This window comes from Brevibacillus panacihumi W25 (assembly GCF_000503775.1).
In the GTDB taxonomy this organism is placed as follows: Bacteria; Bacillota; Bacilli; order Brevibacillales; family Brevibacillaceae; genus Brevibacillus; species Brevibacillus panacihumi_A.
This window is the reverse complement of the sequence record NZ_KI629787.1, coordinates 404,981-428,729: the sequence shown is the minus strand read 5'-3', so window position 1 is coordinate 428,729 and position 23,749 is coordinate 404,981. Positions and strand designations below refer to the sequence as shown.

17 protein-coding genes are annotated in these 23,749 nt (G+C 49.6%); 6 read left to right on the top strand and 11 right to left on the bottom strand.

Annotated features, from left to right (window positions below; all coding sequences use genetic code 11):
- Positions 1-37: 37 nt before the first annotated feature.
- The 6 genes from T458_RS55450 to T458_RS55430 form a co-directional block, all read right to left on the bottom strand.
- Positions 38-1,606, bottom strand: coding sequence for a SagB family peptide dehydrogenase (locus T458_RS55450; RefSeq protein ID WP_023555515.1), 1,569 nt, complete (start codon positions 1,604-1,606; stop codon positions 38-40).
- 22 nt (positions 1,607-1,628) lie between these two features.
- Positions 1,629-3,572 (bottom strand): TOMM precursor leader peptide-binding protein, encoded by a 1,944-nt coding sequence (locus tag T458_RS55445; protein WP_023555514.1) that lies wholly within the window; start codon positions 3,570-3,572, stop codon positions 1,629-1,631.
- A complete protein-coding gene (locus T458_RS55440) occupies positions 3,572-5,491 on the bottom strand; it encodes a putative thiazole-containing bacteriocin maturation protein (protein WP_023555513.1) in 1,920 nt (639 codons plus the stop codon). The genes T458_RS55445 and T458_RS55440 overlap by 1 nt, the downstream gene beginning before the upstream one ends.
- 180 nt (positions 5,492-5,671) lie before the next feature.
- Positions 5,672-5,941: a heterocycloanthracin/sonorensin family bacteriocin gene (locus T458_RS58000; protein WP_084568095.1), complete on the bottom strand. Its 270-nt coding sequence runs from the start codon at positions 5,939-5,941 to the stop codon at positions 5,672-5,674.
- Between the two features lie 165 nt (positions 5,942-6,106).
- A complete protein-coding gene (locus T458_RS55435) occupies positions 6,107-6,667 on the bottom strand; it encodes an NADPH-dependent FMN reductase (RefSeq protein WP_023555510.1) in 561 nt (186 codons plus the stop codon).
- Between the two features lie 171 nt (positions 6,668-6,838).
- Positions 6,839-7,660, bottom strand: a complete 822-nt coding sequence (locus T458_RS55430; protein ID WP_023555509.1) for an alpha/beta fold hydrolase — start codon at positions 7,658-7,660, stop codon at positions 6,839-6,841.
- A gap of 140 nt (positions 7,661-7,800) precedes the next feature.
- Here T458_RS55430 and T458_RS55425 point away from each other — a divergent pair, with 140 nt between their 5' ends.
- Both T458_RS55425 and T458_RS55420 read left to right on the top strand, forming a co-directional pair.
- A complete protein-coding gene (locus T458_RS55425) occupies positions 7,801-8,169 on the top strand; it encodes a Ger(x)C family spore germination C-terminal domain-containing protein (RefSeq protein ID WP_354702703.1) in 369 nt (122 codons plus the stop codon).
- Positions 8,170-8,285: 116 nt separating this feature from the next.
- A complete protein-coding gene (locus T458_RS55420) occupies positions 8,286-8,903 on the top strand; it encodes a class I SAM-dependent methyltransferase (protein WP_252989890.1) in 618 nt (205 codons plus the stop codon).
- 44 nt (positions 8,904-8,947) lie between these two features.
- Here the strand turns inward: T458_RS55420 and T458_RS55415 are convergent, their stop codons facing one another.
- The 5 genes from T458_RS55415 to T458_RS55400 all read right to left on the bottom strand — a co-directional run bounded on the left by T458_RS55415 (position 8,948) and on the right by T458_RS55400 (position 18,710).
- Positions 8,948-9,616, bottom strand: a complete 669-nt coding sequence (locus T458_RS55415; RefSeq protein ID WP_023555506.1) for an S-layer homology domain-containing protein — start codon at positions 9,614-9,616, stop codon at positions 8,948-8,950.
- 158 nt (positions 9,617-9,774) lie between these two features.
- The gene (locus T458_RS56220) at positions 9,775-14,727 is read right to left on the bottom strand and encodes an S-layer homology domain-containing protein (protein WP_023555505.1); all 4,953 of its coding nucleotides are present in this window, start codon (positions 14,725-14,727) and stop codon (positions 9,775-9,777) included.
- 61 nt (positions 14,728-14,788) lie between these two features.
- Positions 14,789-16,426 (bottom strand): protein kinase domain-containing protein, encoded by a 1,638-nt coding sequence (locus T458_RS55410; RefSeq protein ID WP_023555504.1) that lies wholly within the window; start codon positions 16,424-16,426, stop codon positions 14,789-14,791.
- Between the two features lie 115 nt (positions 16,427-16,541).
- Positions 16,542-17,306 (bottom strand): SDR family NAD(P)-dependent oxidoreductase, encoded by a 765-nt coding sequence (locus T458_RS55405; protein ID WP_023555503.1) that lies wholly within the window; start codon positions 17,304-17,306, stop codon positions 16,542-16,544.
- Between the two features lie 42 nt (positions 17,307-17,348).
- A complete protein-coding gene (locus T458_RS55400; protein ID WP_023555502.1) occupies positions 17,349-18,710 on the bottom strand; it encodes an APC family permease in 1,362 nt (453 codons plus the stop codon).
- 298 nt (positions 18,711-19,008) lie between these two features.
- Between T458_RS55400 and T458_RS55395 the strand changes: the two genes are divergently transcribed.
- From T458_RS55395 to T458_RS55390, 4 genes are all read left to right on the top strand, one after another.
- On the top strand, positions 19,009-19,488 hold the full coding sequence (locus T458_RS55395; RefSeq protein ID WP_023555501.1) for a DUF6530 family protein: 480 nt from the start codon (positions 19,009-19,011) through the stop codon (positions 19,486-19,488).
- 26 nt (positions 19,489-19,514) lie between these two features.
- Positions 19,515-20,624, top strand: a complete 1,110-nt coding sequence (locus tag T458_RS57060; RefSeq protein ID WP_031306351.1) for an AAA family ATPase — start codon at positions 19,515-19,517, stop codon at positions 20,622-20,624.
- 31 nt (positions 20,625-20,655) lie between these two features.
- On the top strand, positions 20,656-21,729 hold the full coding sequence (locus T458_RS57055; protein ID WP_252989889.1) for a vWA domain-containing protein: 1,074 nt from the start codon (positions 20,656-20,658) through the stop codon (positions 21,727-21,729).
- A 501-nt stretch (positions 21,730-22,230) separates the two neighbouring features.
- Entirely contained in the window at positions 22,231-23,664 is a 1,434-nt protein-coding gene (locus T458_RS55390; protein WP_023555499.1) for a MocR-like pyridoxine biosynthesis transcription factor PdxR, read from the top strand.
- Positions 23,665-23,749: the final 85 nt, after the last annotated feature.

Below are 23,749 nucleotides of genomic sequence, written 5' to 3'. Positions count from 1 at the left end.
CCGAATCATACACGGCAACCTTTTTGAGGGGATCTCCTTAACCATGCAGCCCTCCTTCCAACCGAGGCCTCGGACGATAGGGACCAACTGGAATTTGAATCAGACTAGATTTTCCATGCTGCGCCATCTGGTAAAGCTCATCACAGGTGCTCACGTCATAGCCGAGGAGCGGGTGCCCGCCCATGCCCATAGCAGACGCCGTCAACAGCAGACGCTGCACGAGCATCCCCGCCTCCATCTGTTGGATGCGATACCCTCTGTATCCCAGCTTTTTCAGAAGATGATTCCTGTCCCCTGCCACGTGAAAACAAAGCGGCACCTGGAACAGATTGACATTGTCCAGATTCATTCCCTGCTGCAGCCAATGCCGATGGTCACCTGGACGAATCGGCCTCAGGGCATGAGCTGCACGGTCATAGTGGTAAGCGCCGTCTGGAATGTCCTCCACGTTATAGAAACAGCTGTACAGAACGACTCGGGAATCAGGATTCTCGCAGTCCTCATCCAAATCGTTCCGGTAAGAAAAGGAGGACGTCGCCTCATGCAGCAAAGCAGCTAGCTGCTCTCGGCTTACCTTGCCTAATACGAAATCCCGCTCCGGTGAGTACCTCTTTTTGCAAGCAGCCGCCAGGTCATAGGTCATCCGTTTTGCGTGAGGCAGTTCCAGCATAGGTCGGTCGCCGGCAGCCTTCTCCTCTCCCCCAATCTGCCGAACCGACCCCAGAGATTCCAGCCGCGATGCTTCGTTCATTTGGATCAGCATCGGGTACTCCAGGACCTTTTGAGAGCGGACGAAGTGATCATGTCGTACAGCTGTCAGCTCCTGGCACAGTTTTTCGGCTGAGACATTTCGCTCTCCTTCATTCCCTTTCGCAAACCACGCTATCCCTGACTCCAGCGACAGCGGAATAACCGCGTAGACACTTTCCTCTCGCTCAGACACACCAAGCAGATGGTGTATCGCCCGATCAAGAAACTGGAAGTACACCCCCGATTCATAGCCAAAACGTTTTGATACTTCCAGCAATTGTCCAATCACAGCACCTGCATCCAGTCCTTGCAGGCGATAAGCAAAGTTATAGTATTTATAAAAATTCTTCCAGAACATGGCTGTCACAAAAACGGTGCCAAAACAAGCCGACACGTCACAGCGATTGCCGAGCGCACGATTCACATAAGAATCGAAATTGCCTTGGCGCAGCAACACCAATCGATGATGTGCCACGTCGTAATGGTAGATTCCGCTGGGAACATCCTCCACTTTCAGATAGACATATAATTCATTGGGATACATCGCGCCCCCGGAAGGAACAAACCGCCGATAGGACTGCATGGTCCCACCGGAATCCCAGTCAAATACCGTCTGGCTAAATTGAGTAAGCCCGAATACATACCAGAGAAAGTGCCCCAGTTCACGCAGATCTGCCTTCGCAGGCCTCGCCCTTCCTTCCAGTGTGAGGGGTACTTCTGCAGATAGCGGTATGACAGGCAAGCCACGGTAGAGTTTAAACGGGAGCGGCGCATCATCCCAATCCACCTCAAAGTCAAGCGGTCTGGCTTTGTCAGTATCGAAATGCAGCTGGTGCAAAAATGCTTCCAGACTCATCCTTCTTCCCCCTCGTCATGCCTTATGGAAACGGATGCGGATGCGGATTGAGCTGTTCAAATGTCAACGGCTGCTTGGCGTACCCTAGCTCCACTGGCACATGCAATACCCGATCCAGCCCAGACAAGCGGGTCAGATGATGACCAAACGTCATCGGCAGCATCCCGGGAATCAACACTTTTACGCAATACAGTCCGTTTCGCGAAATCTCAGGGGTCGTCTGGTCCACCACGATCACATCGAGGTTCAACCGCTGAAAGGTCTGAAGCATGTCTTTCAGATCATCCGTCAGGTCGGCATGCCTCGGCTTCTGCGCGAATTCTTCTTCAAATGTACGCAATGGACGAGAATCATCCAACAAAAACTGCAGGCGCTCTTCTGCTTCCGGCAACGCATACAGCATGGAATGATGCTCCATTTTTTGCACCTGATAAGGATCGTGGAGCATCCGCACGTAATTCTCTCTGTTCGCCTCAAACTTCTCGTCGAGTGTCAGCAGCATGGCGGCCAGCTCATGTATCGAGCTTTTCACCGCCCGAACAGGGTCTGGATGGGCTCCGCCCGCACAAATCAGGTTTAACCCCTTTTGCTTTCTGTTCTTTGCCAGTGTCCACACGCTGGGAATCCCGTTCTCCATCGTCGCGTTAAACATATGGACCTCGTATCCCGCCACCGCCTGCAAACGTTCAAGCATCAGGCGCAATTCCTTGTCGTCAGCCGAATGAGGGTCCAGGCGCGGGAGGCTTAATTCTGCGTACCAGGTCATCAGGAACGAATCACGCTCTACCACTTCCAGGATGCCATACATGATCGCCTCTTCCAGGCTTCCCCCTAGTGCGCATCCGTTGGAGGTTTCAAAGACAAACCCTTCTCTGCCGCCCATGCTGTAATAGGCAAGCAGCTCCGGAACCAGGATCGGACGCCCTTGCAGGAAGGAATAGCCCCATACCCAAGGAATACGTTGTTCGGGATCAAATCGTTTGAATGGAAAGCCGCTCTTCTCATACTGTTCCTTTGCATGCAGTCCTACCTTCACAGGATCGAGCGCATGATCCGCAAGATTGTGGTAGCTGTCGTGGATGACCGTCCGTTTGCCGCGAGGTGCCAGACCGCAGTACCGCTCCAAGCCCTCCAGGATGGCTGTCATCTCGCTGTGCAAATAGGAATGAGTCCGACCAGAGGTGGATTCGTCTGCCGTGAACAGAGGAAGATTCACGCTCACATCGGCAAACGGCGACACCAGATCGCGCAGCTTTCCATTTAAAAAGCCTGTCCGGTAATCCAGATACTCCTTGCTGAGAACTTCTTTCAGATCATCCAAAGGACGGGAGCGGTAGCTGTCGGCACTGGGCTTGGGATTTGGTTGCAGGACTATACGGGCCGCCAGCGAAGAATCATCCGGCATTTGACCGCAAACCTCACAGGAAGGATCGGGCAAAAAGAAATGGCGCGAGCTTTTCAGCGTTTTCAGATTGATCAAAAATACCCGGCTCTCCAAGTGGGCTTGCTCGCCTTTCAGCACCCTTTGCACCTCAGCTGTGAGCACCTGCGCCACCTGCAAAAGCCCTGAATGCGATGCCCATGCATCACGAGAAATTCCCCCATTCTCCCCCAAACGCTGTTGCAGCTCCCACATCTCCTTGCGATCGCGGCCGGCCATGAGATGTCGCAGATCTGCACATTGGGAACACCCCGGCGTACCAGGGCGAATCAGAGGGCCGACCACGCCTTCCCCAAAAGAAACGAAACCGCGCAGCCAGGGGATGCCAGATGGCTGCAGCAGCATTTCCGCCTCCCGATGAACAGAAGGGTGCCACGCATCATGCAGCAACAGAGCCAATTCCGTAGCTTCTGGTACTCCGGCATTCAAATCGGCCTGACGAACCATTCGGCACAGCGTGGACAGCTCTTTGCACACAAAGTCCGCCAGCACCCCTTCTCCGACAACCAACACAACGCCGCTCATCAGGCCCCCTCCTCTCGCAGCGACACCCCGTACACCCCTGCCAATTCTTCTTTCCAAAATGGTTCCCATGCCAAATCGAAGAGGATCAGCTGCTTACGATGATTGTTCAATATCTGCAAGGCGGACTGCAAAACATCCTGATGGAAGGACGCATCATCGACGGCGGAGATCACCAATCGTTGCGGTTCCTTTTCCACCAGAAGAATGGACGAAGCCTGCTCCACTTGCGGCGAGGGGACTTCTCTTTCGTTTTGCGCATGCAGCAATGCCTGTTGCAACGACTTTCGCAACGCCAGGGTTACATGCAAGCCTGCACTGCCGTGCCAGCGTCCGCCCGAACCGACCCAAACAACAGGGAAGCCAAGCACTTCTTCTCCCAGTCCGATCTTGGGTGCTCCCTGCATGGTGGTCAATGCGTGCAGATAGTACTGGCAGCGTGCATCTTCTACCTCGCTCACATGCACCGGAAAGACAGCAGGAATGTGAGCCGTCTGCTGCTTGCCTAATTCTTTTGACAAGCATCTTAGCAATCCGCGGCAAACACCCTCCGCCATCGTCTCTCCCGCTCCGACACCGATGAAATCATCCGGTTCCAGTTCTCGTACCATACGCATGACATAAGCTTCGACTCCCTCCAGCCCCGATTCCCTGCGCGCCTCCTCATGCGTGAGACCTGTACACACCATCTCCGGCAACAGCCCAGCAGGTCCCTCGGACAGCGGATCGACAGCCTGGATGCGGCACTGCGCCAAAGGAAGCTGCTTCAAATCCCCTTCCTCCCAAATATGGAAGATCCCCGTTTCCGCAGAGGTTAACGTGCTGAAATAAGGAATCAGGCCATTCGATTCGCTTCTGTCCTTGTTCTGTTCGAGATGCCGCTCTAGGTCTTGTATCCTTTCCATTGTCATGTTTCCACGCACCAATGGATGAGGCAGGAATGAATGCCAGTTTCCCTCCAACGTCTCCAGATCAAGCAGGAACACTTTGTTTCTCGGCTCCTTTTCGTTCACGCCTGTAATGGTTTTAAACCATTCAAACACGACCACATTCGCCAGCATCGCTCCGGCTGTGGAAGTGAAGGCATGTCGCTCTTGTTCTTTACAAATCGCAGCTTGGTGTACACGGCGCCACGCCGATTCCCAGCATCCTTCAGAATCAGGATGTACCAGCGGACCTGCCATCCCCACCTGCTGCAGGCAAATAGCGGGGAATAACAGCTTGCCCTCTTCTCTGCAAATCGCGTTCAGCTGTCGCAAATCCTCTACATGGCCTTCCTGTGATACGTACAATACCGAATCAAACGGCTGCACAGCCTCGCGCCATGAAATTTTACCCTCTCTCTGCAGACCATGCTCCACAATCGCGATCTCAGGGTCCGTTTTGCGGGCATGTGCCGCCAATTCGTCTATCCGCTGTCGATTGGTCGGTATCGAATCTGTGATCAGCATGTGGAGCTTGGACAAGCCAGAATCCAGCAAAGCCGCAACGAGAGAGACAAAGATAGGACCAGAGCCTATCGCCAACACATTCGCCTGACGATAGGACATGAAACGATAAGCACCAGAATCCGCTACATTGCCTAAGAATTCAATTTGCGAAGCATACTTTTTCAGAACCTTGTCCGCCAACTGATGTGGACGATCTTGGCTCACATCCTGGACAAAACCGTTTTGAAACAAGCTTGCTGCAATGTCATAAACCCGTTCCTGGTATTCAGCAGGCAAATCTTCCGTCAGTTCAGCCAAAGTGTGCTCCCCGTTAAATACAGGCAACAGTATTTCAATCCACTGATCAATCCCGCTGCCTTCCATTCGGAACGACCCTACATTGTTGCGAAAATACACGCTTCCCTTTGGATCAGGGTAAAAAAACGTATCCCTTTTCACTTTCAGACGCATCGAAGCGTTCAGATTTTTCATGCCACCCCTCCTTGCCATGAGCCGTTCTCGTAACCTGCGCCATCACTTTCATCGTCATCTTATGTACCTCTATTTGTCCCTCATGCCAGATCTTTTAAAAGGCAGCCCCTGACAGCCTTGTCACTTGACCATACAGGAGCTGCCTCTTCATCTCAGGCAAGTACCATTACGTTTTGAAACCTAGAAGCAACGGGCGCAGCGACTGCAGCGGAAGAAGCAGTTGAAGAAACAGCTGAAAAAACAGCTGCAGAAGCAAGAGCATGAGCAGCTGCAAGAACATGAACAGCTGCAAGAACAACTGCAGGAGCATCTATGCGAACAGCTGCAGCGACCGCATCTTCCCTGAACCAACATGGCATCTTTCTGACTTTCATTGTCCCAGGGAGTCACGTCCCCGCCTTTGAATTTGTCTACCTTCAGTTTTTTCAGGTCTTTTTTGAAATCGTCCATTGTTTACCACCTCCGTGACACCGACATGTACACGAATGCCTATCGATGAAGCTACAATACATTTATGAAGAATGCTCCATAAATGGTTCCTCCTCCAAATGCCTATTTTTTGGGCGAAAAATAAAACAATCCCCCTACCGTCTATCCGCGGTAGGGGGATCTGGTTTACGCTTGCCTATTTCGTTCTACCTTTTGCACAAAGTTTGCCATCAGCTGCTCCAGCAATTTGCGGCCCATCTCATCGGTGAATTGACCTTCCTCATCAAACTTCAAATGCAGCTGCGGCACCAATACTTCCGGACGATTGACCGTGTCCAGATTCAGTGCGAAAAGCTGCTCGCGCAGATGCAGCTGTCCTCGCGAAGTACCAAAACCTCCCGGAGTTCCTCCCATGATCGCCGCAGGCTTCAAAGCGAGCGGTGTGCCTACTGCTTGACGGGACAACCAATCAAACGCATTTTTCAATACACCAGGAATGGACCAGTTGTACTCTGGAGAACTGATCAGGAAGCCGTCTGCCGACTTGCACAATTCCACGAGCTTCAGAACAGCCTCTGGCATATCCTCTTCCAGATCCTGATTGTAATGGGGCAGCTGCGAAATATCCGCCAATGTGAATGTATAGTGCTCAGGCAAGTATTCTTTCGCGTTCAGCAGCAGCTTGGTATTCAGTGATCCTTGGCGCAGGCTGCCGGAAATACCGACGATATGTGGTTTGCCAGACATATTCACACCTCCTAAGTATACTTACATATATTTTATGTTTAGAAACTCTCGATGTCATTATACTTGAAATGATTCTTTGAGGAAAGTTTTTTATCGAAAAGGAACATTCTTGGCAAAAGGAAACCCGGCAGAGGCCTCTCTAGCCCTACTGCCGGGTTGTGTTATTGTATTCTATGATTTCGTGATGAACGGTTCGAGCATCTGATTAAACTTCTCATCATGCTCCCAAAACATCATATGCCCGCCCAACACTTCAACAGCTGATTGCGGGGCATGCTGGGCAACGAAGTTCTTAGCGATGGGTGCCCAATGCTCGGCAACAATCGTAAGGGTCGGTACCGACTCGCACGCAAGCTTGGCTTCCGTCCGATAATCCGAGAACATGCCGGACGCGAAAAGATTGGCCGCGATGTAATGCGGTGTCTTGAGAGACTGCTCTACGATCCAGTTCAGTTCTTCTTCCTTCAGTTCTCTTTGCACCATGATGCCCGTCGCATATGCAGATATAAACTCCCGTTGCTTTTCCGAATCTCGCAAATACGTGTTAAAGGCCGCCGCAATCTCATCGAGGGGGCCTTCCACCCAGTCTTGTTCATGGTTGATCGATAGCGGCTTCGGAGACAAGTCGACAAAGACGAGGGCTTTTATATTTTGGGTTCCATGCTGTCTGATGTACTCCCACATCGTCAAGCACCCAAATGACCAGCCTATCAATGTCACGTTCTTCAATTCCAATGCTTCTATCACTTTTGCCAGATCGGAGCCGTGCGTCGTGTAATCATTCCCATGCATGGTGATAGACGACCTGCCATGGCTGCGCGGGTCGATCGCAATTACCCGATTGGTCTTTTGAAAATGTTCTACTTGCTTGTGAAAAACTTCCGTCGTAAACGTCCAGCCTGGAATCAAAACAATCGGGTCGCCATTTCCTACATCCTGGACAAAAAGCTCAACTCCTGGTTCTATCTTTACATACTTGCCGCCTTGGTTCATTTCCGTCCCCCCACTTTTCATGATAGAGATAATCATTCTAGAAAATTCCGAAAAATCCCTGCGATTGTGGTTGGTAATAATTAGGTAAATCCCAGGAATATCTGCTCCTCATTAGAGGCGGTCGCGCGACATCGGCGTCTTTGACAGTGAAAGATCGAACCTATGTCTTGTTATCGCATAAAAGCAAGAGCAAGGTCAGTGAGGAAGGAATCAAACTAGACCTTAGCTTGCAGCTTGATGTCGACGAAGATCCTACAGAAGCCCGGTTCACCCCTGCAAAGCTGAAAGAGCTGGAGTCTGCTGTCGCGGATACCCTCAAAAAGGATATCGAGGGCCAGATCAAAAAGCTTCAAATACTCAAAGTGGACCCTGCTGGCTTTGGAGAAAAATACAGAGTTGCACGCGGGGGCGAATTGCAAGCTGACGAGTGGCTGGACGATCTCTTCCCCGCGATGCCGGTACAGGTCACGATCAAAATACGTATCGAAAAGACAGGGATGTTGTCCTGAACGGCTTCACCCCTGTTTTCTGCTTGTTCTGGCATTCATCGCACGTCGTCTATGTTACACTGAAGGGACATACATCTTCGTTTGCTCAGCCCTGTCCAACACGATTGCAGGGAGGAATGGTCTTGAACAAAGCCGACCTAATCAAAAAATTCAACAAACAAGCTCCCATGTATGAACGGAATCGCAAAGCCCATGCGCTCGGTCCTTGGCGAAGCCGCCTGCTCCGATCAGCTCGCGGAAAGATCCTGGAAGCAGCGGTTGGAGCCGGTGCCAACTTTCCCTTTTACAAGAAAGATCTAGTGGAAGAAATAATGGCTGTCGACTTTAGTCCGGAAATGCTCAGAAAGGCAAAGGCCGCCTCGCAAGAGCTTGGAATACCCGCGACTTTTATGGAATCCGATATGGATGACCTGAGCTTTCCTCCCGATACTTTTGATACGATCGTGTCTACCTTGTCACTATGCAGTTATGCAGACCCGCTTCTCGTGCTGAACCAGTTCAACCGCTGGTGCAGGAAGTCTGGCAGCATCTTGCTTCTGGAGCATGGTCTGAGCTCTAACTCTTTGCTTGCTTTTGCCCAAAAGCGATTGGAACCGGTCCTCTATCGTTTCTCTGGCTGCCACCATGATCGGGATATGATGAGGATCATCGAGAGTTCGGAGCTGGAGATTGTGTCGGTTCAGCATTACTGGGCGGGATGTATGCATTTGGTGTGGGCGGTACCGGGAAAGTAAAAAGCCCCCCAAGTTCGGGAGGTCATTTTTTGCCGTAGCTCCACTTATTGCTGAGCTGGGAGTGTACGTGCCTTGACGTACTCAAGTGCACGTTGGATAAGCTCGGCAGACTCTTTACGGCTAATCTCGCCTTTTGGATTGAAATTACCTTTTTCATCGACCTTGGTGAAGCCGAGAGCAAGTGCTCGCTGAATCGCACCCTGGTAGGCAATAGTTAGTTCGCTTTCATCTGCTAACTTGACTGGAACCACGTTAATCATGGAGAGAGCGTTCTTGGATTCCATTACGTGCATCAGTTGATAGACAAACTCTTCTTTTGTCCACATTTTATTTGGATCAAGGTCGTTAGGTAATTCAAAGCCTTGATTCGCCGCAATGATGAGAGCATTTGCATACCAGGCGTTATTGTTCGCATTCTTGAAGTAATCGCTAGCAACTGGCATTTTTACAAAACGAATTCCATCGAGATTTAAGTCAAATGCATTGACGATCAGTTGAATTCCTTCGGCTGTGGTGATCGTAGCTTCGGGCAGGAAAAAATCAGCTGCCAACTCATCTTGATTCTGGCTATCAACCATGATATGCACAGTATCTTTATCAACAGCAGTGTTCTGATCCGTGTAGGAAGTAGCAGCTAAAGAGCCTTGCTGTATGAAACCTACAGACAGAATGGCGCAAGTGGAGAGTGCGAGGATCGTACGTTTCATTTTCATGGTTGAGACCACCTTTTCTTGTGTTGTGTGTACATTCTGACGACCTCTATCTAATAAACGTTTCACATATACGAGGCGTTTGCTTTCCCGATACAGTTTCATATAGCCAAAAATATAAAGAAGGAGCAGCCATGATCGCCCCTTCTTCTCCTCGAATTTTACCTAATTAAATTCACCTTGATTAACATTCTCTGTACAATGGCGGCCGTCTCTGCCCTCGTAATCAGGTTCTTCGGCATTAGTCCCGTGCTTGTACCGTTTACCAGTCCATTCTCGACTGCTGCAGCTACCGCGTCTTTGGCCCACGAATGAACCTCCATACCGTCTGGGAACCGAGACAACTGATCATTCACATCCGTGTCACGGTTTGTGGTTTCCATTCCCGCCAGCTTCATCGCCCTCGCGATCATCACCATTGCCTCTTCCCGTGTAATCGACTGCAACGGGCGGAATGATCCGTCCTCATATCCATTCACGATTCCGTATTGCGCTGCTTGCGCTACAATCCCTGCATACCAGTCGCTGGCATTCACATCCCTGAACACAACCGTATTCTCATCGTCAGCCAGACCAAGTCCGCGGACGATGATCGCGGCAAATTCCGCACGAGTGATCGGTTTGTCCGGGTGGAAATACCCTCCATCCATTCCGCTGACAATCATCCTGGACGCCAGGTCATGGACAGCTTCCTGTGACCAATGTCCGTTGACATCAACCAACGACACCGGGTTTCCAATCAGGGAATATGCACCGTCTGACAAGCTCTGAACCACAGCAACATATTTCCCATCAAGCACACGCACATAAGTAGGAACATGGTACGTTCCTCCCTTTTCATGGTAAACAACGGCGGTTGAGACTTGGTTAGCGGATACGCCATCAGGGAGCGGGATTTTACGCTCTACATACGAGTGAAAAGGATGAATCGGGATCGTTGTGCCACGATAAGCAGCCGTCAAAGAAAAGTCTACGGGGGGATCGACGACGGTGTACGTTCCTTTTTTCGCTGCGTCTTCCATCCGTTTTACCTGGGCCTGATCGCTCTTCGCAATTACGATCTGGATGGTCATATCCGACAGGTCCACGCGCTCTTTGAACTGCTTCGCCGTTAGCATGATTTGCAATTCCTCGGCGGGCAGCTTGTAGTGTCCGTTCGGCGTTTGCACTTCTAAGACAGCCTCTTTTTCCACCATTGCCTGCACCGCGTCACCTGTCAGGTAAACGTTCACTTTGTCTGTGGGAGACGTGACAGAAATGACAACAGTCGCTTGCTGATCCGACTTTTCAAGCTGATCCGCCAATTTCCTCCCATTCACGGTCACGGTATGTACCGTTTGCCCGCTTTTCTTTTCAACAGACATTGTCGCTACGGCTTTCTGCTGTTTGCCATCGATCATCACTTCAAGCCCTTTTGGCGTCGTATCCTCATCTTTGGAGGATTCTCTGGTGGAACGAGAAGAGCCTGATGACGAGGAGGCAGCTGCTCTCGTCACCTTTATCGTGTACGTCTTCGTCGTGCCGTCAGAAGCCTCCACTTCGACTTCAATGTCGTTGCTGCCGACGTCCAGACGGATGGCTTTGCTTTCTTGACCGCTTGGCACGGTTTTTCCTTCTATCGCAATGGTCGAATCCTGATCTTCCACGGATGCCGTCACTGTGACGGAAGTTGTCCGGTTTGAAACACGCGCCTTATACGAGGTAATCTCTGGATCGAATTTCGGACTCAAGGTTCCAGCAGACAACTGCAAGTCACGCAAATTGGCGTTGCCCTCTGGAGCCTCCTCTCGTGCCAGAACCATCAATTCAAATGATCGGGTCGCAGTGGCAGAACCTTTCGTTATCGTCGCTGTCAGGGTTACAAGGACATCGCCTTCCCCAGAATTCGGGCGTGTCACATCACCGCTGTCGTCGATGATATCGGGATTGTCGGAGGACCAGGTGATGGTGCTCCCATTCCGTCCTGAGCTAGCTAAAGTAAGACGTCGGGTAACGTGGTCCTCGCTGTCACCTGAAGCGAATTTGATCCTCAAAGCTTCACTGTCTGCCGCTACAGCAGCTTCATCGTCCTCTTCGCCTGGCGGTTCTGGTTCTTCCGGCGGATCTGGCGGACGCGGCTTGTCACGGACGGGACCGACTGCATGGCTTTCCACTGCCGTTCCCACTTGCGCACCCGATTTGGCGACAGGCGTGATTTCGAACGTCACATACTTGCCTGACAGCTCTTGCGTCAGCACTAGCGATTGTTCGTCCTCTTCCGCTAGTACTTGTTTATTCGCGCCTGAATCATCATCCGCCACGTACCATCGAAAGATCGACTCGCCTTCCGGGTCATCTTCCCGGTCGTCGTATGTATACCTCCCTATTAGTGTCTTGTTTACCTGCGGAGTCCCGTCAATGCGCACACTACTGGCTACAGGAGCTTCATTTTTTTGCGGTGTCGCGCTCACTTCCGCTGAGAAGTCACTTTCTCCGTCCCAATTCCCCGCCTTCACTGCAAAGAAACGAGTGATGTTATTGGGTAGCCCTGTTACTGAATAGCTGTCAGGATAGTCATGAAATCTCATCATACCCACGTTGTAGTTCCCTGAAGCCAGACCCTCATATACATCGTAATGGGTGGCTCCATCCACGCGCTCCCATGACAACCCCACTTCGCCATCCCCGGCTATTGCCTTCAAGCCGGTGGGGGCAGGGAGCACTGTACTCGGCTTAATGGTGACCGCGAGTGCTTTTGTTCGCTTTTCCCCAGTTGAATCCATCACCGAAATGGTAAACGGATACGTGCCTTCACCTGAAGGAGTGCCGGAGATCAGGCCCGTTCGAGAATCCAGGTTTACCCCGGAGGGAAAGCTGCCCGATTCGATTCCCCACGTTCGGTCACCGATGCCGCCGGAAGCTGTTAGCTGGCAAGTAAAAGGCTTCCCGGCAATTCCGTTACAAGTATCGGGAGACGTGATCGCTAGAGGCTCATAGATGTTGATATCCCAACTCTTCGCAAGCGACTGCTCAACCCCTGGAGCTTTTGCTGTTACAGTCACTTCCCCTGCAGTGGACGGGGCTGAGAATTCGGCAGAAAAATAGCCTTGATCATCGATTGTCACAGGGCCAATCCTACCCTCGGTAGCCGTCATGACAATCGGCAATTTCGCTTCAACATCCGTATGTCCGGTAAGGGTGATCGTTTGATTGATTTCCAATTTCGTAGGAATATCTAGTGAAATATCCGTCGGGGCTTGCAGTAACATGATCGATTGCAAATCACTACCAGAGTTGGACGTTGCCGAGATGTCAATCTCCATGCTCTTCTTTAGAACAGACAGAGCTTTGAATCGAAGTGCATAGCTGTCCAAGAGAGGATCGGTAGAGTCGATAGAAAGGGATTCTGAGCCTTGAACTACTTTTAGCGATCCATCGGCATCTCTCTGTGCTGTCCCTCTGCTTGCACCATCTACAGATATCTCAACCTGATTGGCGCTTTTTACCGAAAATAATAGATCCGCATTCGTTTCATGCGTGATATAGAAATGGGAATCGACTTTTCTAAACTTCCCGGGGTCATCTACATTCGGATGATCGGGGTCATGGGGAACAGGCCGCAACCCCGTGATCATTTTGCCAGAGTCTTTCCGTATTGGAAATGACGCACTGTCCGCTACAGTCGTACCCTCAATCGAAAATTCGATGACCGCCGCTGCGACGTCCTGATTCGTATCGGCATTGATGGCAGCCAGGCCTGTAAATGCTGCGATCCCTGCCGCATCGCTTGTGACCGTAGCATTTCCGTTCAACGTCCAGTCGCCGCTGCCAGCTTTTTTCTTTGCGCTAACCGTTACCCCAGGGATGGGATTGCCGAATTTGTCCTGAATCTTTAGCGCAGGCTGCGTGCTCAGCAAACCGCCTCCGTCTGCTGTTGGTCCGACTGGCTGCCGCTCCACGATAGCGGAGTGAACCGCATCTGGTGAGGGTTGAACCACAATCGCTTCCACATTTGGTTCCAGCAGTCCCTTCATCTGAAGCTGGAGAGTCTGCTTCGATGTCGAATGCAAAACAAGAGGTACAGTCGCGACCCCATTGGCAAAAGGCACCTGGATCGTCTTTTGCGTACCACTAAGTTCCTCGCCGGCAAATGATCCTGCTGTTCCATCCGGAGCGGAAACATAGCCGCTGATCGTTACATCCGCCAGCTGGCTGAAGGCGGTGTCGATGGCGTCATCTACATTGCGAACCTGAATAAGGACGTCTGCTGCTTGTCCTGCTTGCAGTTCCGCTGGATTGATCTCAGCCGTCCCCCGATACTTCTCATAGGCCAACATATAGTAGGAACTGCCGTCATCAGAATCGATAAAGGGTCCCATCACGATGGTATCCGATTGTAAATTAACGGCTGGTCGTACACCGTTGGGGGGATATACAGATGAAGTGCGAACTTCACCTGTAGAATTGTTCACCATGTAATAGACGAAATAATCAGGATAGATGGTTCTTGTCCAGTAATATCCCGATTTGTTTCCATTCGCCATCCTGTTCGTTGCATGATTGAAGTACGGAATAACGGTTTGGTCTGGATCGATAAATGGTTCATGAATGGTTGCTAATTCCGGGGCTGCAAGTACGAACAGAGTATCGTTTTCTAAAACATCCGAAAAACCTTTATCGTAGGTGGTCACAGCAATGGCGCGCCGGAACAAGGGAGAAATTTCCGGGTACAATGTTTCCCGTAACCAGATTCGAAGAGAGTCGTCTTTCCACTGCAATCTCCCTGCTTCGTGCCTCACATCTAACTCAGCCACAATTTCCTCGGAGACGAACAAGCTGGTGTTTCGCGCGTGCTTATCTTTCTCCACGAGAATCCAGGTGATGGGGGCTGTCTTGTACACGTCTTTCACAGTAGGATTCCAGCCTGGTTCCTTACCCGTGAAATAATCCCAATTCACGCTATCGCGAATTTTCGTCCCAACCGGCAAATTGCCAATGCGCTGGGCAGTCACTTCGGGTTCATCGGGTGGATCGCTGGCTTGTACAGCTTGAATAGGAAGGAATGCTAGAAAGAGGATGATTACGAGGAAAAGGGAAAGAAGAGAGCGTATTCGTTTTAATGCTATCGTGGTCACAGCAATTATTCTCCTCCAAACGAATCTTTTTCTCTACCTTATCCCCTCTCCATTCGTAATTCTATCCCCCGAACGGGGTATTTTGTTCATCGAGAAGCCGCAGTTGTTTGGCTCTCATCACGGCTTCGATTCGCCGTTTCACCTTCAGCTTGCGATAAATGTTTCGCATATGCGCTTTTACCGTCTCTGGAGCTACGATTAATTGATGGGCTATTTCCTTGTTGGACAAACCTGCTGCCATCAGGTGCACGATTTCCTTCTCTCTTGCTGTCAGACTGATTCCCCCGTCTGAAGCCGGGCCATTGTGCGGGTTATCTGCACGGGCCAAATATTTGGTTATGTACAGCACTTGAGAGGATAGCCGATGCAAAACGGTAAATCTCTCCGGTACAAACGCCTTTGGAGTCAAAGTGTTTTCCAAATACAAAACACCCCTGATTTTCTCCTGGATGAGAATAGGCAGACAAAGCACAGATCCTTTGCCTTTTTTCCCTTCGCCGCCTGAACGACTCACCGCTTGCGACAGGAGGCAATCAGCGACGATTGATTTTTCAGCTTCCGAACAGGCCTCTAGTGGCAGGCAGGGTCGTGCAACAACCAACTGATCGCGCTTTACTTCCCCGGTCCATTCAACGATTGCTTCGCCATTACGAACCGAAACCAGCCACCCCTTCTCTGCTCCAGCCTGTTTGATGATTAGAGACATCAGTTCCCGCCCTACCTGCAGCTCATCCGTCTCCATTCCAAAAATCTGAGAAGACTGCACGATTGCTGCCAGATCAAGAATCTGCGGGTAACTCATATGCTGTTCGAAGTATGATTCGATGGACGGAATCGGAGAGGTCCTCATCGATAGTCTTCGATCCGTAAAAGAGGGGTGAACTTCAGCCCCAATCGCCGCAAAATCAGCACGCAGTTCCCACGCATTCTGGTAGCGTTCCTCAGGATCCTTGGCTAACAGCTTGAAGAGAATTCGCAACAAAGACTGCGGAATGCGGAGGACATCGTCATGGGACAAAGCCGGGGGTATCGCCATATGGGCATGGGACCAGCCCAAAGCATCTGTAGCGTTGAAAGGCAGCTTTCCTGTCAGCATCTCAAACAAGGTCACGCCAAGCGCATACAGATCCGCGCGCTGATCGACCCTGTGATTGATTCTTCCCGTCTGTTCCGGCGACATGTACGGCGGACTGGCTTCCAAAAGCGCGGATCTTCCGTTCGGGTCTGGCTTCTCTGATACGGAAACCGCATAACCAAAGCCTGCAAAAAATACACGCTTGGTAGTCGGCTGAATGAGAATGGTCTCAGGCCTTATATTGAGGTGAAGAACCTGTTTGCGATGAAGCTCCAGCAGCAGGTTTGAAATGCGTAGACCAAGCTGAATCCATTCACTGACCGAAACCTCGTGCATGGCAAAATAACGGCGCAGCGTTACCCCGTTGATCGGTGCATATTCCAGTGCCATGACATCTCCATTCACAATGGGCAGAATGGGCCGAAGAATGCCATCCATCTTCAAGCGTGAAGCAATGCGATATTCGTTCATGATTTTCGCATTCTCAAGGGCGATGCGATTGCTCTCCTTGACCATTTTCATCAGCATCCGACGGGAGGATCCTTTGGGATAGGCATGGCCAATCAGGATATACGGGTCTTCGTAAATGATTTGGTTCATGTGGTATCCGGCAGTTGTATGCATGGCAGATTCCTTTTTTTTCGGGAATAATGACTCTCTTATATGTTTCGAGGAAAGTTTGAGATATCCCTTTTACAAGAAAAGGCACCCTCGACGGATGCCTTTTCGTTTACATCTACTATGCGATCCCAGCCGTAATCCCGCCATCCGCAAGGACAGGTACACCCGTCATGCAGGAAGAGAGATCAGACGCTAAAAACAGCGCAACATTGGCAATCTCGGCAGGCTGTATCGGACGTCCAATGATTTGGACATTGCCCAATCCCTCCAGCACCTTCTCACGACCGCCATACAACGCAGCGTGCGCGTCGTTAAAGGTCGTATCCACCCAGCCCGGGCAAATGCAATTTACACGGATGCTCGGAGCGCAATCCAATGCCATCGCTTTTGTCAGCTGCATAATCGCACCCTTGCTCGCTACATACGCCGCCAGCCTTGGCTCCGCTACAAAACTGTTGGCCGAAGCCATATTGATGACCGAGCCTTTTTCTTGCTTGCGCATATGCGGCAAAACATACTTGGACATCAGGAATTGAGATCTGATATTGACGTTGATCGTCTTGTCCCACAGCTCTTCTTCCAGCTCCTCTACAGAGCCTGGAATGTTGACCGCCGCATTATTGCACAGAATATCGACTTTCCCGAAACGCTCGATGGCGCTATCGACGAATGCCTTCACACTCTCCGTGTTCGAGACATCCGTACGAACGAAGAGGACTTCATGGCCGTGATCCGCCAACTCCTTTTGCAGCTGCTCCCCTTTTTCCACGAGAATGTCAGCAATGGCTACCCGGGCTCCTTCTTCAGCAAATCTTTTGACGATGGCAGCACCGATCCCCTGAGCGCCCCCTGTAACGATCGCAACCTTGTCTTGCAACATCATAGATTCTTCACTCCTTGTTTTCATCTGCTTTCTTGACTCCCATTACATATCCTTCAAAGTCGGGCTATTTTCCTTGTAGCCCTTTGACTTGATGAACCCGACAATCGCGCCTACCGCGATCCAGCTAAAGCCCGCGATATACGTAGCGATATCAAAGCCTGTCCAGACGAACGCACACACCGAAAACCCGATAAGCGGAAACAAAAGATAAAACATGATGCTCTTCCCATCCCGCTCTCCCTTGCGGACAAAGAAATAATAGATCACCGTCAGGTTTAACACCATGAAGGACGTCACTGCCCCAAAGTTGATGAAAAGCAGGATCGTCTCGAGCGACAGTGTGCTGGAAACAATCAGAGCAACTACGCTGGAGAACAGAATCGCGTTGACAGGCGTCTGAAACTTCGGATGAATTTTACCCAAAATGGATGCCCCAGGAATGACGCGGTCACGGCTCATCGCAAAGAGAATCCGGGACACCGAGGACTGCACGTTCAGAGTTACGGCAATACCCACTGCGAGTACGTTCACAATAATCATGATGACATAAAAAGCGGTGCCGCCCACTTCCTTGGCGATATCAAAAAAAGCCATGTCCGGGTCCAAATCCGTGTAGTTCGGATGCACCAATGCCGCCATATAAGACTGTACGAGAAAAATGAGTCCTGTAATTACAAGCGCTAATACGCTCGCTTTGCCAACAGTCTTTTTCGGGTCCTTCGCTTCCTCCGCCAATGTGGAGATGCCGTCGAATCCAAGAAAACCAAGCACGACAATCGATACCGCAGTCGCGATGAAATTCCAGTCAATATGCTCCGCCTGATAGAAAGGCGCTAGGGAAAAACCGGCAACCCCTAACCCGTCTACAAAGGTAAATTTGATCGCAAAGCCAATGAAGACGATCAGGGATACGATTTGCAGCCAGAATAGGACGAGATTGACCTTCGCATTCGTCTCAATCCCTCTGATATTAATGGCCGTGTTGAAAATCAAAAAGAACAGGCTCCAGACAATAGATGGAATCTCCGGAGTGATACCCGACATCCAGATCCCCGCGAACAAATAGAGAAGAGCAGGCGCCAAAATATAATCGGATAAAAGAGTCCAGCCTGCTACAAAACCGACATGAGGATTGATCCCCTTGGAAACGTATGTATAGATGGAGCCTGCATTGGGGAACTCCTTGCTCATCTGCGCATAACTGCACGCCGTAAAAAACATGAGAAGGATTCCGATTACATAGACGAGCGGCACCATGTTGAAGCTGTTTTGTGCCACCATTCCATATACTTGCCACGGCGCAAGCGGAGCCATCGTCACCATCCCGTAGATGATGAGATGTCGAAGCGTTAATGTTCGTTTTAATACGTTTGGTTCGACTGTGCCTGAACTTGAATTGGACATCCTTCCACTCCCCACATTGATGAAATTTTCTGTAAACAGCGACGAAATATAAACTTTTGTGAAAAAAGTTTAAGTGAATTATACAGACAATTGCCACAATTTGTCTATACCTTTTTCTGGGTTTGCGGGAAAAGCGGCTGCAATGTATTTGTATAAAAACAAACAAAATGACCATTTGTCCCTGAATTAATAAACGAAATAAATATTAGTTTGCAAAATCCAACAAAAAATCATTGCATCACGATGAAAACCAAGATAAACTATGCAGTAATTTCGAAGATGGAAGGAAGCGAAGATCATGAAAATACCTGCTACCTTACAACATAAGCCTGTCGTCGTGTCGGAAAACTATGAGCGGGTTGACGGCCGATTAGCCAGGAGCACAGATGCCAAAGGACTTTCTCTCGGCTTGGCCCAATGGAATGACAGTGAAAAAGCCACTCTTACGGCCAAAGTATGGAGAACCGCGGGAAAAAGCTGGTCAAGTCAATCGGAGGAACTGCCCCTCCATCGCGTGCTTGATTTGTCCATTCTGCTTTGCCGATCGTTGGCGCATTTTCGCGAAGCATACAGATATGAGCATCTCTATGACCCGCAGGAGCCCGTTATCGACCGGGTTGCCTTGCAAGGGGATGCAATGACCGTAGCCATATGTACCGACAACGAAAGCATTCATGAAGATATACAGCTATTCAGCCGAGCTCTGAGCAACGACGATGAGATGATCAGCGAGCGTCTGCGCACCTTGTCAAGAATCTTAAAGGATATGGGGTATTGAAATGACTAGATTGGAGGAGAAAGACGGTGATTGAATATGGAGAGTATCATTTGTCACCTGACAGACAGCTGACGGATGCAGAAAAAAAGCTGGTTTGGAAAAAACCATCCACTCATAGGGTCAGTGAAGCAGAACGACGCATCAGTAACGAAATAAAGCGCAACTGGAATCGCGGGGAAATGAAAATCGCCAATATTTTGCTGGAGGGTGACGCTGGCTCTGGGAAAACACAACTGGCAAAAGCGTTATCAGCTAATTTCGGGCTCCCCTATACGAAGGTGACCTGTTTTGCCGATATGGATAAGTCGGATATCATTGGCGCTATTTTGCCGGTGATTTCTTCTGAACGTTTAGCGAAAATGGAGGCTGCAGAACAAGCCGTATGGAAGGCCATCTATGAAAGCGATGGATTTCAAAGCATAACGGAAATTTTGATGGACGTACTGGGGATTACACAGGACGAGGCAGCCATAAAAATGAAGCAATTACTGAAGCGCGCAGCAGAAAACACCGATGGCGAAGCAGTTGAATACCGCTTTTACCCGTCGGAAATCGTCAGAGCCTATCAAAAAGGCTATCTTCTGGAAATCCAGGAACCCAACGTAATTCGTGATGCTGCGGTGTTACTGGCATTAAACTCTGCTTTAGAGCTGGATGGCAGCATCAATCTTCCCACCGAAATCATCCACAGACACCCGGACTTCATAGCGGTTATCACCACAAACCGCAGTTATGCCGGAACCAGACCGTTAAACGAAGCACTGCGCGACAGGGTTCAGCATACGGAAAAGATGGACCTGCCGACCAAACCAATCATGATCGAACGTGTCATGGCCAAAACCGGTTTTCAAGATGAAAAGGTGTTGGGTATTTTAGCAGATATTATTCTCATGCTGGACAATACAGCCCGGGCCAATGCGATCAAGGGCGTGGCTGGAATGCGTTCCTTTTTCTACTGGGCTGATGCGATTGCAGCAGGAGCTTCTGCAATAGAATCCCTTTATCATAAGGTCATCTACAAGATCACAACCGATTCGGAGGAAATCAAGCTTTTGGAAGAAGCACTTGAAAATCATGGCTTGTTTGCCAGCTTGGAAGAAGCCACGGTTGAATTAAAAAAAAAAACGAAAATCTGACGATGCCATAGAGATCAGGACATGGGGAGATATGGACGACACGGATTTTGACAAAGATAACGCTGTAGCGGAACAAGGAATCGCATTGAAACAATCTGCCGATAGTGACAGCAGCTCTTCCCTTGTCTCTGATGATTCTACCCATATGGAAAGGTCGGGTTTGGGGGAAGATGGCTCTCCCCGCTATCATCAGGCAAAACCAGAAGCAATATCAGAGGAGGCGAAACAGAAGGAACGCGATTTCCGGAAAAAACTGAATCAAGACGCAAGAGAGGTTATTTCCAATTCTATTCATAAAAAAGTAAAGCTCATTGTCCATCGCCCAGACTACGATCAGGAAGACCAGCAAGAATACCTCCGTCTAAGCAAGGGGCTCATGCCGATCGTGCAAGAGATTGCCAGAAAGACACTCCCCTACTTGGAACATGAGGTGTCTTCCGACTTCGCGAGGAATCGTTACTATGGCAGCAAATTTCAAGCAGACAGCGTTGCTTACAGGGATTACAAGTATTTTGCCAAGAAACGACCTCCTACCGAATCCCCTTCTCTTGTGGTGGGTCTCAGAGTTGATGAATCCGCCTCGATGTCAGCTTACGGGAGATTGGAAGCAGCCAAACGTGCAGTAATGGCCGTATATGAATATTGCCAGCTTTGTCATATTCCCATACTGATCTACGGCGATACTGCGGATGTTTCCAAGCTGGAGCAAATGTCGATCTTTGCCTATGCCGACTTTGATAAAATGGATGCCAATGATCGCTTCAGGTTGATGAAAATTCGTGCCAGAAGTAATAATCGCGATGGAATGGCGCTTCGAATTATAGCGGAACGGTTAGCCGTTTCCCCCCAAAAGACCAAACTGTTGATCAGCATAAGCGACGGACAACCGAAAGCAATGGATGACTACACCGGAAGCTATGCTGTTGCGGATATGCAACAGACTATACAGGAATATGAACGGAAAGGAATTGCATTTCTTGCAGCCGCTATCGGTCAAGACAAGGATGTGATTAGTGAAATCTATGGAAGTGAACGATTTCTGGATATTACAAATTTACATGAGTTCCCTGCCAAGTTAGTTCGAATAATCGCTCGGTATTTGTAAGTTTCTGTTTGTGCACCGGATGTCCAGAAGGGCAAAATCACAACAAAAACCCGACTTTTTAAAGTCGGGTTTGTTCATCAATCTTTTTACTTGATGGTATTGGGTCAATGACATCAGGCTTCCGTCCATAAGCCTTGTTCGTGATCCAAAAACTCACCCAGATTATTAATAGGGAAACAATCACTAGAATGGCTAAAAAACCGGGTGACATGATTGACATGAATGAGTTCCTCCTTGTGGCATTCTCCCTTAAATCAGTGATTCGCAGCGGATATGCAACTGGTTGGCGACTTTTTCAACCATGCGGCTGATCACAACTAACCTCAGATAGCGTAATGATATATCATGGATATGCGGTTGTACTCATCCACTCAGCTAGATATTAAGCAGTCCACTTGACGATTTCACGAAGGCATCATTGTGATTCCTTACTGTGATAATATGGGAGTGACATCCAGATCCACACCAATTTTCTGCACGGATGGGAAGTGAACACATTTTATGGACTGGAAACCAAATCGCCACAGCTCCATACCTGTCTACAAACAAATCGCGGCGCATATCGAGCAGTTAATTTCCAACGGAGAATATCCAGCGGGGTCCGTCCTTCCGTCTGAGCGTGCTTTATCGAAGGAATTACAGGTAAACCGCTCGACGATTGTTGCTGCTTTCGAAGAATTGCGCGCTTTAGGCATTATCGAAAGCCTGCAAGGAAAAGGGACGATTGTAAGTAAAAACATATGGGGAGGAACGAACAGACGAATCCCCAATTGGGAGAAATTAATTGAGACAGGCTCTTTCCTGCCTAATCCGTCTATGATGCGGACCATAAGAAAAGAGATGTACCATCAAGACCTGATTGACCTTGCAAGCGGAGAACTGTCACCCGAATTATCTGCATCCCCCTATTTCCGCAAGATTTTGGCAACCGAGGATTTCACCTATCATGTAGGCTATGATCATCCACAGGGAAACCTGAATTTGCGCCAAACAATCGCGCAGCACCTGAAAGAATATCGAAATATCTCTGCAACGCCTTCTTCCATCCTCGTTACTTCAGGGGCCCAGCAGGCTCTATACCTAATCGTACAATGCCTGCTGCAAAACGGTGACGCAGTAGCCATTGAAGATCCGTCTTATTGCTATTCATTGCCTTTATTTAAATCGGCGGGAATCCGATCATTTCTTTTGCCTTCGGATGAACAGGGAGTAGACCCAGAAGACATCATTGACTTGTATAAAAAGCATCGAATTAAAATGGTATTTCTAAACCCCAACTTTCAAAATCCGACCGGTTCCCTCCTACATATAGACCGAAGAAAAAGAATCCTTGAGATCTCTTCCTACTACGGGATTCCAATCGTTGAGGATGACCCATATAGCTTAACGGCCTTTGATCAGACAAAAGTGCCGACATTAAAATCACTGGATCAAAATGGAACAGTGCTCTATATCAGTTCGCTTAGCAAAATCGTAGCCTCTGGCCTTCGAATCGGCTGGATTTTCGGCCCACAGAAAGCGATCGAGCGTTTAGCAGATGCAAAACAACAGATCGATTTTGGCCACAGCATTATTCCAGAATGGGTCGCCAAACAATTTTTGTCCTCTGAGGATTTTCCGATACACTTGCAGAAGCTTCGCAACTCTCTTGCGTGCAACCGAGACAAAATTGTTTTTTCGTTACACGATCTGCTGGGCGATCAAGTCGAGTTTTTCGCACCAGATGGCGGGATACATCTCTGGTGCAAGGTGAAAAGCGAAATTGACGAGCAGCAATTATTGAACGAGTCTATTCGCCGAGGGGTTGTTTATGTACCCGGGAGTATTTTTGGGACAAAGAAGGGGTATGCACGTTTTACCTTCGGACGAGCTAGCGAGGATCATATCTATGATGCCATGACCCGTTTTTCAGAAGCCTTGCGCCATCACGTGTAGGAATCCTTCCGACCAAAAAACCACCCGAATCAAGGTGGTATTGTTGGAGACGGAGATCTCCGGCGTACCCAGCTAAAGCTATGCG

Excerpts from the sequence above, each read along its gene's own strand:
- T458_RS55390 (WP_023555499.1), top strand. The coding sequence starts at position 22,231 with ATGGACTGGAAACCAAATCGCCACAGCTCCATACCTGTCTACAAACAA.
- T458_RS55400 (WP_023555502.1), bottom strand. The coding sequence starts at position 18,710 with ATGTCCAATTCAAGTTCAGGCACAGTCGAACCAAACGTATTAAAACGA.
- T458_RS55440 (WP_023555513.1), bottom strand. The coding sequence starts at position 5,491 with ATGAAAAATCTGAACGCTTCGATGCGTCTGAAAGTGAAAAGGGATACG.
- T458_RS55450 (WP_023555515.1), bottom strand. The coding sequence starts at position 1,606 with ATGAGTCTGGAAGCATTTTTGCACCAGCTGCATTTCGATACTGACAAA.
- T458_RS55435 (WP_023555510.1), bottom strand. The coding sequence starts at position 6,667 with ATGTCTGGCAAACCACATATCGTCGGTATTTCCGGCAGCCTGCGCCAA.
- T458_RS55420 (WP_252989890.1), top strand. The coding sequence starts at position 8,286 with ATGGTCTTGAACAAAGCCGACCTAATCAAAAAATTCAACAAACAAGCT.
- T458_RS55445 (WP_023555514.1), bottom strand. The coding sequence starts at position 3,572 with ATGAGCGGCGTTGTGTTGGTTGTCGGAGAAGGGGTGCTGGCGGACTTT.
- T458_RS55405 (WP_023555503.1), bottom strand. The coding sequence starts at position 17,306 with ATGATGTTGCAAGACAAGGTTGCGATCGTTACAGGGGGCGCTCAGGGG.
- T458_RS58000 (WP_084568095.1), bottom strand. The coding sequence starts at position 5,941 with ATGGACGATTTCAAAAAAGACCTGAAAAAACTGAAGGTAGACAAATTC.
- T458_RS55410 (WP_023555504.1), bottom strand. The coding sequence starts at position 16,426 with ATGCATACAACTGCCGGATACCACATGAACCAAATCATTTACGAAGAC.
- T458_RS57055 (WP_252989889.1), top strand. The coding sequence starts at position 20,656 with ATGGACGACACGGATTTTGACAAAGATAACGCTGTAGCGGAACAAGGA.
- T458_RS55415 (WP_023555506.1), bottom strand. The coding sequence starts at position 9,616 with ATGAAAATGAAACGTACGATCCTCGCACTCTCCACTTGCGCCATTCTG.
- T458_RS55395 (WP_023555501.1), top strand. The coding sequence starts at position 19,009 with ATGAAAATACCTGCTACCTTACAACATAAGCCTGTCGTCGTGTCGGAA.
- T458_RS55430 (WP_023555509.1), bottom strand. The coding sequence starts at position 7,660 with ATGAACCAAGGCGGCAAGTATGTAAAGATAGAACCAGGAGTTGAGCTT.